This window comes from Ewingella americana, from assembly GCF_006438725.1.
In the GTDB taxonomy this organism is placed as follows: Bacteria; Pseudomonadota; Gammaproteobacteria; order Enterobacterales; family Enterobacteriaceae; genus Ewingella; species Ewingella americana_A.
On the sequence record NZ_RCZD01000001.1, the window covers coordinates 172,193 to 185,402 of the forward strand.

The window sequence follows — 13,210 nt, forward strand, 5'->3', positions numbered from 1 at the left end:
CATGCAGCCAAACGCGTTCACCACCCCGATTGACTGGCAGCAGTGCGACGAGCAACAACGTCGCAACTTGCTGACCCGCCCGGCGATCTCGGCCTCTGACCGTATCACCGAGTCGGTCACTGAGATCCTGCGCCGCGTGCGCACCGAGGGCGACAGCGCCCTGCGTGAGTTCTGTGCAACCTTTGATAAGACTGACGTGGCAGACATTCGCGTCACCGCGCAGCAAATTGAAGCGGCATCCGCGCGTTTGGGCGATGACGTTAAGCAGGCGATGGCGCACGCCGTTCGCAACATTACCACCTTCCACGAAGCCCAGAAGCTGGCCGTGGTGGATGTCGAAACCGAGCCGGGCGTGCGCTGTCAGCAGTTGACCCGCCCTATTCAGTCGGTCGGGTTGTATATTCCTGGTGGCTCAGCTCCGCTGGTTTCTACAGTATTAATGCTGGCCACACCGGCACACATCGCCGGTTGTCAGCGTGTCACCTTATGTTCTCCGCCTCCGATTGCTGACGAAATTCTGTATGCGGCCAAATTGTGCGGTGTGACGGAGGTGTACCAGCTGGGTGGCGCGCAGGCCATTGCTGCGCTGGCGTTCGGTACGGAAAGCGTGCCAAAAGTGGCGAAAATTTTCGGGCCGGGCAATGCCTACGTCACAGAAGCAAAACGTCAGGTCAGCCAGAGCCTCAACGGCGCGGCCATCGATATGCCGGCTGGCCCCTCTGAAGTGCTGGTGATCGCCGACAGCGGCGCAACGCCAGATTTCGTGGCGTCTGACCTGCTGTCACAAGCCGAGCACGGCCCAGACTCACAGGTGATTCTGCTGACGCCAAGCCTGGAAATGGCCAGGGCCGTTGGCGAAGCGGTTGAACGCCAGCTGGCCCAGCTGTCACGTAAAGAGATTGCCCGCCAGGCGCTGGAAAGCAGCCGTCTGATCGTGGCCAAAGATCTTGCGCAGTGTATTGAAATCAGTAATGCCTACGGACCTGAGCATTTAATCCTGCAAACCCGTGAACCTGAAGCCTTGGTCGATAGCATCACCAGCGCCGGATCGGTATTTCTCGGTGACTGGTCACCGGAATCCGCCGGAGACTACGCGTCAGGCACCAACCACGTCCTGCCGACGTATGGTTACACCGCCACCTGTTCCAGCCTCGGCCTGGCGGACTTTCAAAAACGCATGACCGTACAGCAGCTCACCCCACAGGGCCTGCTCGGTCTGGCGACGACGATTGAGACACTGGCACAGGCTGAACAGCTGACTGCACACAAAAATGCCGTGACGCTGCGCGTGAATGCACTGAAGGAGCAAGGGTTATGAGCAACGAAAAAAATCTGAGCATTCAGTCGCTGGCGCGTCAGAACGTGCGTGAGCTGACGCCTTATCAGTCGGCCCGCCGGCTGGGCGGCAACGGCGACGTATGGCTGAATGCTAACGAATACCCGATTGCACCGCAGTTTGAACTGACTGCCCAGACCTTTAACCGTTACCCGGAATGCCAGCCTGCATTAGTGATTGAGCGTTACGCTGCTTACGCCGGGCTGGAGAACGATCAGGTACTGGTCAGCCGTGGCGCAGATGAAGGGATTGAGCTTCTGATCCGCGCCTTCTGCGAACCGGGTAAAGACGCCATCCTTTATTGCCCGCCAACCTACGGCATGTACAGCGTCAGCGCAGAAACCATCGGCGTTGAAGGCCGCACGGTTCAGGCCAAAGAGGACTGGTCGCTGGATTTACCGGCGATTGAAGCCGCGCTCGAGGGCGTCAAGCTGGTGTATGTGTGCAGCCCGAATAACCCGACCGGTAATCTGATTGACCCGGCCGAGCTGCGCGCAGTACTGGAGATGACCCGTGGCCGCGCCATTGTGGCCATCGATGAAGCCTATATTGAGTTCTGCCCGCAGGCCTCTGTGACCGGCTGGCTTAAAGAATATCCCCACCTCGCCATTTTACGCACGCTGTCAAAAGCCTTCGCGCTGGCCGGTTTACGTTGCGGCTTTACGTTAGCCAACAGCGAACTGATTGCGCTATTAATGAAAGTGATCGCGCCTTATCCGCTTTCCACACCGGTTGCCGACATTGCTGCGCAGGCGTTGAGTGATGAGGGTCTGGCCATAATGCGCGCCCGTGTGGCGGAGATCGGTGAAACCCGCGCCTGGCTAAAACAGCAACTGACCCGCTGCGACTGCGTGGAACAGGTTTTCACCAGCGAGACTAACTATGTACTGGCGCGCTTTACGGCCTCAAGCCAGGTATTCAAAACCCTCTGGGATCAAGGCATTATCTTACGCGACCAGAACAAACAACCGGGGCTTTCCGGCTGTTTACGTATTACTGTGGGTACACACGAAGAGTGCCGCCGGGTGATCGCTGCCCTGCAACCGCTGCCCGGTGCTGGCCAGACCGCCGCATCCCCCGATAAAAACACTGCCCCAAGCAAGGAGCCGATGTGAGCCAGCTATTACAAAAGATCTTATTTATTGACCGCGACGGTACGTTGATTTCAGAGCCACCTGAAGATTTTCAGGTAGACCGATTGGATAAGCTGGCCCTGGAGCCGGGGGTGATCCCCGCGCTGCTGGCATTACAAAGCGCCGGTTTTAAACTGGTGATGATCACCAATCAGGATGGTCTGGGCACCGCCAGTTTCCCGCAGGAGACTTTCGACCCGCCGCACAATCTGATGATGCAGATTTTGACTTCTCAGGGTGTGGTTTTCGATGAAGTGCTGATCTGTCCTCACCTGCCTGCCGACCATTGCGCCTGCCGCAAGCCAAAAACTGCACTGGTGAAAGGCTATCTGGAGAGCGGTCTGATGGACGTTGCCAACAGCTATGTGATTGGTGACCGCGATACCGATATTCAGCTGGCGGCCAACATGGGTATCGCCGGTTTGCGTTACCAGCGCGATACGCTGAATTGGGCCGCCATTGCCGCCCAACTGACTCAGCGCGATCGCCACGCACACATTAAACGTGTGACCCGTGAAACCTCTATCGACGTGGACGTCTGGCTGGACCGCGAAGGTGAAAGCAAAATTCGCACCGGCGTAGGCTTTTTCGATCATATGCTGGATCAAATTGCCACCCACGGCGGCTTTCGCATGAATATAGAAGTCAAAGGCGATCTGTACATCGACGATCACCACACCGTGGAAGATACCGGGCTGGCGCTGGGCGAGGCCCTGAATAAAGCCTTGGGCGACAAACGCGGGATTGGTCGCTTTGGATTTGTGTTGCCGATGGATGAATGTCTGGCGCGTTGCGCACTGGATTTATCTGGCCGTCCGCATCTTGAATATAAAGCCGAGTTCAATTATCAGCGCGTGGGCGATTTAAGCACCGAGATGGTCGAACACTTCTTCCGGTCTCTTTCTTACGCCATGGGCTGCACGCTGCATTTGCGCACCAAAGGCAAGAACGATCATCACCGTGTTGAGAGTCTGTTCAAAGCCTTTGGACGTACATTACGCCAGGCGATCCGCGTGGACGGCAATACCCTGCCGAGTTCGAAAGGAGTGCTGTGATGAACGTCGTTATCCTTGATACCGGCTGTGCCAACCTCTCATCGGTAAAATATGCGGTGCAACGTTTGGGTTATGAACCCGACGTGAGCCGTGACCCGGAAGTCGTCCTGCTGGCCGACAAACTGTTTCTGCCCGGCGTGGGAACTGCGCGTGCGGCGATGGAACAGCTCGAACAACGTGAACTGATCGATCTGATCAAAGCCTGCACCCAGCCAGTATTGGGTATTTGTCTCGGTATGCAGTTGCTGGGCTCAGGGAGTGATGAGAATGGTGGCATCAAGACGCTCGGTATCATTGATCAACCCGTATTGCGTATGCAGGATCGCGGATTACCGTTGCCGCACATGGGCTGGAACCAGGTGAGCGCCAACGCTGACAGCCACCTGTTCCGTGGGATTGACGAGAACGCGTATTTCTATTTCGTCCACGGATATGCGATGCCAATATGCGAAAACACCATTGCCCAAACGCTGTACGGCGAACCATTCACCGCCGCGGTGGCAAAAGACAACTTCTTCGGCGTGCAGTTTCATCCCGAGCGTTCCGGTGCCGCTGGCGCGCAGTTGTTGAAAAATTTTCTGGAGATGTAAGTACCATGATTATTCCCGCTTTGGATTTGATCGAAGGCAGCGTGGTTCGCTTGCATCAAGGCGATTATGCTCAGCAACGCGATTACGGCAGTGATCCGCTGCCGCGCTTGCAGGATTATCAGCGTCAGGGCGCAGAAGTGCTGCACCTGGTGGATTTGACCGGTGCCAAAGACCCGGCCGCGCGCCAGATCCCATTACTGCAAAAACTGCTGGCGGGTGTCAGCGTGCCGGTGCAGGTTGGTGGCGGCATTCGTAATGAACAGGACGTTGAAGCGCTGCTGGCGGCGGGTGCCTCGCGCGTGGTGGTCGGTTCAACCGCCGTCAGAGACCCTGCAACGGTGCAAAAATGGTTTAGCCGCTTTGGTGCTGATGCACTGGTGTTAGCGCTGGATGTGCGTATTGATGCGAATGGCACCAAGAATGTCGCCATCAGCGGCTGGCAGGAAAACTCCAACGTTACGCTGGAGCAAGTGGTCGAACAGTATTTACCTTTCGGCCTGAAACATGTGCTTTGTACGGATATTTCCCGCGACGGCACCCTGGCTGGCTCAAATGTTGAACTCTACCGGGAAGTCACCGCGCGTTACCCGCAAGTGGCGTTTCAGGCTTCAGGCGGCATCGGCTCTCTGGATGACATCGCCCAGTTGCGTGACAGCGGTGTGGAAGGCGTGATTGTCGGACGTGCTTTGCTCGACGGAAAATTTAGCGTGACGGAGGCGATTTCATGCTGGCAAAACGGATAATTCCTTGCCTGGACGTTAAAAACGGCCAGGTCGTGAAAGGCGTGCAGTTCCGCAATCATGAGATCATCGGTGACATTGTGCCGCTGGCAAAACGTTACGCCGAAGAAGGCGCAGATGAACTGGTATTTTACGACATTACCGCCTCGTCAGATGGGCGCGTGGTGGATAAAAGCTGGGTGTCACGTGTGGCCGAAGTGATCGACATTCCGTTTTGCGTGGCGGGCGGAATTAAGAGCGCAGAGGACGCAGCGCAAATTCTACAATTCGGTGCAGATAAGATTTCCATTAACTCCCCGGCACTGGCCGACCCGACGCTGATAAGCCGTCTGGCCGATCGTTTCGGCGTACAATGCATCGTGGTGGGCATCGATACCTGGCATGACGCGGAGTCAGGCAGTTATCAGGTACATCAGTTCACAGGCGATGAAGCGCGTACCAAGGTCACCACCTGGCAGACACTGGACTGGGTAAAAGAAGTACAAGAACGTGGCGCCGGTGAAATTGTACTGAATATGATGAACCAGGACGGTGTACGCAACGGCTACGACTTGCAGCAATTACAATTAATGCGGCAAGCCTGCCGGGTGCCGTTAATTGCCTCTGGGGGTGCGGGCACGCCTCAGCACTTCCTCGATGCCTTCCAACTGGCGAATGTTGATGGTGCTCTGGCGGCGTCAGTGTTCCACAAACAAATTATTAATATCGGTGAGCTGAAAAGCTTCTTAGCTGAGAATGGCGTGGAGATCCGCTTGTGAGTGATGTGATGATGAGTGAAGGGCAGACCGCAAAAACCGTTCTGTTGACCGAACAACAGATTAGCCAGCTGGATTGGGCCAAAGTCGATAACCTGATGCCCGTCGTGGTTCAGCATGCAGTCTCTGGCGAAGTGCTGATGATGGGTTATATGAACCAGGAAGCGCTGAGTGTCACCCAGTCTTCAGGGAAAGTGACCTTCTACTCCCGTACCAAACAGCGTTTATGGACCAAGGGCGAAAGCTCAGGTAATTTCCTCAATCTGGTGAGCATTTATCCAGATTGCGATAACGATACCCTGCTGGCGCTGGTGAATCCTGTCGGGCCGACCTGTCATAAAGGCAACAACAGCTGTTTCCACCCTGCCGAAACCGATTGGGCGTTTCTCTATCAGTTGGAAGAACTGCTGGCGTCGCGCAAAACCGCCGACCCTGAAAGTTCATATACCGCCAAACTGTATGCCAGCGGTACCAAACGTATAGCGCAGAAAGTGGGTGAAGAAGGTGTGGAAACAGCGCTGGCAGCTACAGTCAACGACCGTTTTGAACTGACCAACGAGGCTTCAGATTTAATGTATCACCTGCTGGTGCTGTTGCAGGATCAGGATTTGAACTTCAGTACCGTGATTGAGAATTTACGTCAGAGGCATAAGAAGTAATTCCAGACGTAAGACGTAAAAAAGCCGCCTTTGCTGATGCATTGGCGGCTTTTTGTTTTGGACTACTTCAACGGCGCAAACTCTCTGCGCCGCTCAGGCGATTAATCCAACCATTCGGTGTGGAATACGCCATCTTTATCGGTGCGTTTGTAAGTATGCGCACCGAAGTAGTCACGCTGTGCCTGGATCAGGTTAGCAGGCAGTACCGCTGAACGGTAGCTGTCGTAGTAGTTGATCGCAGCAGAGAATGTTGGCGTCGGGATACCGTTCTGAACGGCATAAGAGACCACATCACGCAGCGCTTGCTGATATTCATCCGCAATATTTTTGAAATACGGCGCCAGCAGCAGGTTAGCGATAGACGCGTTTTCAGCGTAAGCATCGGTAATTTTCTGCAGGAACTGAGCGCGGATGATACAACCAGCACGGAAGATCTTGGCGATTTCGCCGTAATGCAGATCCCAGTTGTTCTCTTCTGATGCTGCTTTCAGCTGTGAGAAGCCCTGTGCGTAAGAAACGATTTTACCCAGATACAGTGCACGGCGGATTTTTTCGATAAATTCCGCTTTGTCACCGTTGAAAGGTTTAACGGTTGGGCCGGTCAACACTTTAGAAGCCGCAACGCGTTGGTCTTTCAGTGATGACAAGTAACGGGCAAACACAGATTCAGTGATCAGGGTCAGGGGTTCACCAAGATCGAGCGAGCTCTGGCTGGTCCATTTACCGGTCCCTTTATTGGCCGCTTCGTCCAGAATCACATCAACCAGGTATTTACCTTCTTCGTCTTTCTTGGTGAAGATATCTTTGGTGATGTCGATTAGGTAGCTATTCAGCTCGCCTTTGTTCCACTCAACGAAGGTGCTTGCCAGCTCTTCGTTGCTCAGACCCAGAGACTGTTTCAACAGGGAATAGGCTTCAGCAATAAGCTGCATATCGCCGTATTCGATACCGTTATGAACCATCTTAACGTAGTGACCCGCACCATCCGCACCGATGTAAGCCACGCAAGCTTCACCATCTTCAGCACGTGCTGCGATTTGCTCAAGGATTGGAGCAACCAGTGCATACGCTTCTTTCTGACCACCAGGCATGATGGATGGGCCTTTCAGGGCACCCTCTTCACCACCAGAAACGCCGGTACCGATGAAGTTGAACCCCTGCTCTGACAGTTCGCGGTTACGGCGAATAGTGTCTTTATAGTAGGTGTTGCCGCCATCGATAAGAATGTCACCTTTATCCAGGTGCGGAGTCAAAGATGCGATAGTTTTGTCTGTCGCTTCGCCTGCTTTCACCATCAGCAGGATACGGCGTGGTTTTTCCAGCGAGTCAACAAACTCTTCGACGCTGTAGTGCGGAACCAGATTTTTACCCGGGTTTTCAGCGATGACTTCATCAGTCTTGTCGCCAGAACGGTTAAAAATGGAAACGGAATAACCACGGCTTTCGATGTTAAGCGCCAGGTTACGGCCCATTACCGCCATACCGACCACGCCGATCTGTTGTTTGGACATTAGCAACTCCTGTCTGAAATAGTTGAACGCCCAGTTTTTCACTTAACCCGCTGTTATGATTGGATTTAAGTGCACTGAGCTATACAAATGATCACAAGCATTGTACATGAGTTTGCCAGAGGGTGAACCTATTGCAGTCATAACAATCTTCTGAAGAAGTGATACGAACCATTACCTAAGGGCAGCCTCATCATGCAGGTTTACTTTACGGGTAATATTAAGGGTATGCCGGTCAAAAAGAGCTTCGGTACTGCTCATTACTAATTTTGGCCTATTCGCTGAACGATCAAGTAGGATTTAGCTGTAAATTGCGACCTGGTGGTACAACATTATAAACAAAAAATATATCCTCACACCATAATGGACAGGGTTTGCTTACCCTACACAATCAACCGTACAGGTGAATTGAATAAATGAAGATTATGGTGACGGGGGGGGCGGGCTTCATTGGTTCTGCCATGGTCCGCTATCTGATTGAACATACATCGGACAGCGTTCTGGTGATAGACAGCCTTACCTATGCGGGTAGCCTAGATTCACTTATCTCAGTTTCGAATAGTGACCGCTATCAGTTTGCCTTAGCGACTATCTGCGATCGTAAGGCCTTGGACTCGCTATTTAACAGCTTCCAACCCGATGCGGTTATGCATTTGGCTGCTGAAACCCATGTTGATCGTTCAATTGACGGTCCCGCCGCCTTCATTGAAACGAATATTGTTGGCACCTATGTGTTGCTTGAAGCCACCAGGCAATATTGGTCGACCTTGTCAGTAGAAAAAAAAACGGCCTTCCGTTTCCATCATATCTCCACTGATGAAGTGTTTGGCGATCTGACTGACAGCACGTCCCTATTCACGGAACAAACACCCTATGCCCCCAGCAGCCCCTACTCAGCCTCAAAAGCCTCCAGCGATCATCTGGTCCGCGCATGGCAGCGAACCTATGGGTTACCGACACTAATCACCAATTGTTCAAATAACTATGGCCCCTATCATTTTCCTGAAAAACTTATCCCGCTGATTATTCTAAACGCGCTGGCGGGTAAGCCTCTGCCAGTATATGGAGACGGTGGACAAATCAGGGATTGGTTGTACGTAGAAGACCATGCACGTGCGCTCTACCGGGTGATAACCCAGGGTGTTGTCGGTGAAACTTATAATATCGGCGGTCATAACGAGCGCAAGAATATCGAGGTAGTAGAAACGGTATGCCGTTTATTAGATGAGTTGCAGCCTGAAAAACCCAATGATATCGAGCATTATCGAGAGTTGATCACCTTTGTCACCGACCGTCCCGGCCACGATAAACGTTATGCGATCAATGCAGGAAAAATCGAGCGTGAGTTGGGGTGGAAACCCCATGAAACCTTCGAATCAGGGATCCGCAAGACAGTGCAATGGTATCTGAGTAATCGAACATGGTGTGAGCAAATCCGTAGTGGCTCTTACCAAGGTGAGCGGCTGGGCTTAACCCCTTAATTTAAGGAAATATATAATGAAAGGTATCGTTCTCGCTGGCGGTTCTGGCACACGGCTATACCCGATCACATTAGGTGTCTCAAAACAATTACTCCCAGTCTATGACAAACCGATGATCTACTACCCACTGTCTACGTTAATGTTGGCAGGTATCCAAGACATACTGATCATCACCTCGGCTGAGGATATGTCATCATTTCAACGTTTACTCGGCGATGGTTCCCAGTTCGGCATCAAACTGTCCTACAGAGTACAGCCCTCTCCTGATGGGCTTGCCCAGGCGTTTATTATTGGTGAAGATTTCATCGATGGCGACAGTTGTGCGCTGGTGCTTGGTGATAATATCTATTTTGGACAAGGTTTTGGTCCGAAATTGGAACAAGCCGCCAGTCGTAACGAGGGAGCAACGATTTTTGGCTATCAAGTGACAGACCCGGAAAGATTTGGCGTCATAGAGTTTGACAAGGACTACAACGCTATTTCTATTGAGGAAAAACCAGCAAAACCAAAATCAAAATGGGCAGTCACGGGTTTGTATTTCTTCGATAAGCATGTCGTACAGAGAGCTAAGCAAGTCACGCCCTCCTCACGTGGCGAATTAGAAATCACTACGTTGCTTGAGATGTACTTAAAAGATCAGGATTTAAAAGTGGAACTGTTGGGACGTGGATTTGCCTGGCTGGATACAGGAACACATGACAGTTTGATCGAAGCTTCGCAATTTATCCATACCATTGAAAAACGTCAGGGATTTAAAGTGGCTTGTCTTGAGGAGATTGGGTTCAGGAAGGGATGGTTGAGTAAAGTGCAGTTAAAACAACAGGCCGAGAAACTAATGAAATCACCGTATGGACTCTATTTGACGGGCTTACTAAACGAAGAAGGCAGGGTGTAAATTAACAAGTAAACGCCGGGAATAATAACCCGGCGTTGTAATTACGTCAGTGACTTATGGCCATTGAGTCAACTGTTTTGGCGATGAGGCGATAATGTCGTCTCTATTGAGGTGGACAAATTCACTATGCTATGCCACGTCACTGCGGCCGCGCCGCCCAGACAAGATCACAGATCTCATCTTTGGGCATAAACAGCAATGGAAGATCCATCAGCAATTCCCGAATTTTATCATGCTGGAAATGATGGCATGCATCATCGAGTTCCAGCAATTTACATTGCAGTAACTCCCATGGCATATCCAGTTCTTTGGCTTTAAGAATACGAGGATGCGGCGTGCTGCTTACATTTCCGCCAATCAGTAACTCTTCATAGAGTTTCTCACCAGGACGTAAACCTGTGATTTTTATCTCTATGTCTCCATCAGGATGCTCGCGGTCACGCACCATAAGGCCACTCAGTCGAATCATCCGTTTGGCGAGATCCATAATTTTAACCGGATTCCCCATATCCAGAACAAATACGTCGCCCCCCTCTCCCATAGCGCCTGCCTGTATAACCAGTTGTGCAGCCTCGGGGATCGTCATGAAATAACGAATAATATCCTGGTGGGTGACTGTTACTGGGCCACCGCGACGAATCTGCTCACGAAATAGCGGGACCACCGATCCCGATGAGCCCAGCACATTCCCGAAACGGACCATACAGAATTTAGTGGTATGCTTCTCTTTTGCCAGCGCTTGTAAAACTAACTCTGCCAGCCGTTTAGAAGCTCCCATGGTATTAGTTGGTCGCACAGATTTATCTGTCGAAATCAAAACAAAAGTGTTCACTTTCGCCTCAATTGCCGCTTGTGCGCAATACCAGGTACCAAATACGTTGTTTCTGACCCCTTCAACGACGTTGTACTCAACCAAAGGTACATGTTTATAGGCTGCAGCATGGTAAACCGTGTCAACGGCAAACTGCTTCATCACCATCACCAGACGACTTTTACGCTGCACAGACCCCAGCAGAGGGATAATTTCCACCTCATTTTCCAATTCGCTCAATGACGCATGAATGGTATAGAGCCCATACTCGGAAAGCTCAAAAAGAATGAGACGAGCGGGACGACAGGCCAGTATCTGACGGCATAACTCAGAACCAATCGACCCACCAGCCCCGGTAACCATCACGCACTTTCCACGAATGTTGGCATTCATTAGCTCATCAAAAGGCTCTACAGGTACACGTCCAAGTAAATCTTCGATGGAGACATATCTCAACTCGCCAATTGTTGCTACACCATTTACCAGGTCTGACATGCCAGGGATCGAAAGAATCTCGCAAGGGAAGGCCTCAAGAGATTGCAAAACGTCCTGACGTCTGGAGCGCGAAATACTGGGTATGGCCAACAGAATTTTTTCGGCATGATGGCGCTGCAAAAGCGCAGGGATTTGTGAGGGAGGGAAAACTGATGTCCCCTGCAATTGGTAGCCATGAGTGGCCGGATCATCATCTACAAAGGCGACTGGGTAAAATTCTTTCCCTTGCAGTAAAGCCATTTGCAATTGATGCCCTGCAGCACCGGCACCATAGATAATAACGGGAGTACGCACCACCCTGGTAATATTGAGTAAAGCACGAAAAAAAAGACGCACTCCTCCCACAAATAACATCATGAAGGCAAAATAGATAATAGTGACCGTGCGGGGAAGGAAAACACTGAAGTAAAATGCACTCATCACCAAAAATAAAGTCGATGCCCCTGTACCTACCGCAATCGTCCAGAGCACACGGAAACTGACAAAACGTAGAACTGCCCGATAGAGGCCAAGTCGCGCAAAAACAAGCACACTAAACAAACTCAGGGCAATTAATAATATCCAGTGTTTAATACTCGTTATTGGGAATGCATCATCCAGCCTGACCCAAAATCCTCCCCAGTACGCTAAGGTGATCATGGAAATATCAGCAATCACTGAAATAAAACGTTTACCAAAGCGGGACATGGAGCCGAGAAACTCTAGCAAATAAAAGTACATACGGGCCGGCATTGATTTCTTATTCATCACATTTTTCCTGCGTTCAACCGCTTAGCCAGAAGACACAGAGGCGCATATGCTATCACCAATGCCACAACACCATAGCATCGTCCAGAGAAGACTAACCAAGCCATAGGAGTGAGCCATACCAATGTAATACCAGCGATACTGGCCGTGACTATGCCATGCCCCCAACGTTGGGCTGCCTGTTGATAAGCATGTGAACGATGACCTTCACTCAGACGATGACCCTGTCGCCATCTCGCCAGCAAAGTCCAGGTTGCATCTACAACAAAAACCCCCAACAATATCAGCCATGCCCACAACCGCTCTGGGTCTTTCATTGCATCGACCAACATAAGCGCTCCCAAGGCCAGACCTAGAAAGCCGCTACATCCATCGCCCATGAAAATTCGTGCCGGGGGACGATTCCAATAGAAGAACCCCAAACATGCTGAGGACAATGCCAATGCCAAATAGGTTACGGTTGAACTGTCCCCTTCGATCCAGTGGAGAGCAGCAATAGCAATACAAATTATCATCGCCTCGCTCGAAGCAAGACCATCTATCCCATCCATAAAATTGTATAGGTTGATTAACCATACCAGCCCCAAAGCAAACAATCCCCAAACCCACCACGCTGGGGAGATGACCCAGCCTGCCAGTGCTAAAGAGGGAGTATTGCCTATGCCAAATAGCACCAAAAATGCAGCCAGGATCTGAACAATAAATCGAATTTTTGCAGATAGAGATCGGTGATCATCAATAAAGCCCGTCAAAGCTATAACCAACAGCGCCACAGTAATCCACAGCCACATTGACGAGAAGGTGACATCGGTGCCAACAAACCACATCAAAATAACCAAAAAGGATATAACTACAGCCATTCCTCCACCGCGGGGTGTGGGAACACTATGTGAACTGCGGTCGTTAGGAATATCCATAACATGATGACGAATAGCATATTGAAGAAATACAGCAGTCAATGACCAAGAAATCAACACACTTATCAGCAGAATAGAAAGGTACATA

At 51.3% G+C, this 13,210-nt stretch carries 12 protein-coding genes; 9 read left to right on the top strand and 3 right to left on the bottom strand.

Annotated elements, in window-relative coordinates; translation table 11 throughout:
• Window position 1 precedes the first annotated feature (1 nt).
• Genes hisD through hisIE form a run of 7 tightly spaced genes read left to right on the top strand, consistent with a single transcriptional unit; the run spans window position 2 to window position 6,268 of the window.
• Window positions 2-1,318, top strand: coding sequence for a histidinol dehydrogenase (gene hisD / locus EAH77_RS00790; protein ID WP_140469908.1), 1,317 nt, complete (start codon window positions 2-4; stop codon window positions 1,316-1,318).
• Window positions 1,315-2,451, top strand: coding sequence for a histidinol-phosphate transaminase (gene hisC / locus EAH77_RS00795; protein WP_140469909.1), 1,137 nt, complete (start codon window positions 1,315-1,317; stop codon window positions 2,449-2,451). The genes hisD and hisC overlap by 4 nt, the downstream gene beginning before the upstream one ends.
• Window positions 2,448-3,524: a bifunctional histidinol-phosphatase/imidazoleglycerol-phosphate dehydratase HisB gene (hisB, locus tag EAH77_RS00800; RefSeq protein ID WP_140469910.1), complete on the top strand. Its 1,077-nt coding sequence runs from the start codon at window positions 2,448-2,450 to the stop codon at window positions 3,522-3,524. Before hisC ends, hisB begins: the two co-directional genes overlap by 4 nt.
• Window positions 3,524-4,114, top strand: coding sequence for an imidazole glycerol phosphate synthase subunit HisH (gene hisH / locus EAH77_RS00805; RefSeq protein ID WP_140469911.1), 591 nt, complete (start codon window positions 3,524-3,526; stop codon window positions 4,112-4,114). Before hisB ends, hisH begins: the two co-directional genes overlap by 1 nt.
• 5 nt (window positions 4,115-4,119) lie before the next feature.
• Window positions 4,120-4,857: a 1-(5-phosphoribosyl)-5-[(5-phosphoribosylamino)methylideneamino]imidazole-4-carboxamide isomerase gene (gene hisA, locus EAH77_RS00810; protein WP_140469912.1), complete on the top strand. Its 738-nt coding sequence runs from the start codon at window positions 4,120-4,122 to the stop codon at window positions 4,855-4,857.
• Window positions 4,839-5,612 carry an imidazole glycerol phosphate synthase subunit HisF gene (hisF, locus tag EAH77_RS00815; protein ID WP_140469913.1) on the top strand — a complete coding sequence of 258 codons (774 nt, stop codon included), beginning with the start codon at window positions 4,839-4,841 and terminating at the stop codon, window positions 5,610-5,612. Before hisA ends, hisF begins: the two co-directional genes overlap by 19 nt.
• A gap of 41 nt (window positions 5,613-5,653) precedes the next feature.
• On the top strand, window positions 5,654-6,268 hold the full coding sequence (hisIE, locus tag EAH77_RS00820; RefSeq protein ID WP_140470330.1) for a bifunctional phosphoribosyl-AMP cyclohydrolase/phosphoribosyl-ATP diphosphatase HisIE: 615 nt from the start codon (window positions 5,654-5,656) through the stop codon (window positions 6,266-6,268).
• Window positions 6,269-6,369: 101 nt separating this feature from the next.
• Here the strand turns inward: hisIE and gndA are convergent, their stop codons facing one another.
• On the bottom strand, window positions 6,370-7,779 hold the full coding sequence (gene gndA / locus EAH77_RS00825) for an NADP-dependent phosphogluconate dehydrogenase (RefSeq protein ID WP_140469914.1): 1,410 nt from the start codon (window positions 7,777-7,779) through the stop codon (window positions 6,370-6,372).
• A gap of 413 nt (window positions 7,780-8,192) precedes the next feature.
• Here gndA and rfbB point away from each other — a divergent pair, with 413 nt between their 5' ends.
• Window positions 8,193-9,257: a dTDP-glucose 4,6-dehydratase gene (rfbB, locus tag EAH77_RS00830; protein WP_140469915.1), complete on the top strand. Its 1,065-nt coding sequence runs from the start codon at window positions 8,193-8,195 to the stop codon at window positions 9,255-9,257.
• Window positions 9,258-9,273: 16 nt separating this feature from the next.
• Entirely contained in the window at window positions 9,274-10,152 is an 879-nt protein-coding gene (rfbA, locus tag EAH77_RS00835; protein WP_140469916.1) for a glucose-1-phosphate thymidylyltransferase RfbA, read from the top strand.
• Between the two features lie 139 nt (window positions 10,153-10,291).
• Here the strand turns inward: rfbA and EAH77_RS00840 are convergent, their stop codons facing one another.
• Both EAH77_RS00840 and EAH77_RS00845 read right to left on the bottom strand, forming a co-directional pair.
• The gene (locus EAH77_RS00840; RefSeq protein ID WP_140469917.1) at window positions 10,292-12,205 is read right to left on the bottom strand and encodes a polysaccharide biosynthesis protein; all 1,914 of its coding nucleotides are present in this window, start codon (window positions 12,203-12,205) and stop codon (window positions 10,292-10,294) included.
• Window positions 12,205-13,209 (bottom strand): MraY family glycosyltransferase, encoded by a 1,005-nt coding sequence (locus tag EAH77_RS00845; protein ID WP_140469918.1) that lies wholly within the window; start codon window positions 13,207-13,209, stop codon window positions 12,205-12,207. The genes EAH77_RS00840 and EAH77_RS00845 overlap by 1 nt, the downstream gene beginning before the upstream one ends.
• Window position 13,210: the final 1 nt, after the last annotated feature.

Coding starts and splice junctions, on each gene's coding strand:
- hisD (WP_140469908.1), top strand. CDS start 2: ATGCAGCCAAACGCGTTCACCACCCCGATTGACTGGCAGCAGTGCGAC.
- hisC (WP_140469909.1), top strand. CDS start 1,315: ATGAGCAACGAAAAAAATCTGAGCATTCAGTCGCTGGCGCGTCAGAAC.
- hisH (WP_140469911.1), top strand. CDS start 3,524: ATGAACGTCGTTATCCTTGATACCGGCTGTGCCAACCTCTCATCGGTA.
- hisA (WP_140469912.1), top strand. CDS start 4,120: ATGATTATTCCCGCTTTGGATTTGATCGAAGGCAGCGTGGTTCGCTTG.
- hisF (WP_140469913.1), top strand. CDS start 4,839: ATGCTGGCAAAACGGATAATTCCTTGCCTGGACGTTAAAAACGGCCAG.
- gndA (WP_140469914.1), bottom strand. CDS start 7,779: ATGTCCAAACAACAGATCGGCGTGGTCGGTATGGCGGTAATGGGCCGT.
- rfbB (WP_140469915.1), top strand. CDS start 8,193: ATGAAGATTATGGTGACGGGGGGGGCGGGCTTCATTGGTTCTGCCATG.
- rfbA (WP_140469916.1), top strand. CDS start 9,274: ATGAAAGGTATCGTTCTCGCTGGCGGTTCTGGCACACGGCTATACCCG.
- EAH77_RS00840 (WP_140469917.1), bottom strand. CDS start 12,205: ATGAATAAGAAATCAATGCCGGCCCGTATGTACTTTTATTTGCTAGAG.
- EAH77_RS00845 (WP_140469918.1), bottom strand. CDS start 13,209: ATGTACCTTTCTATTCTGCTGATAAGTGTGTTGATTTCTTGGTCATTG.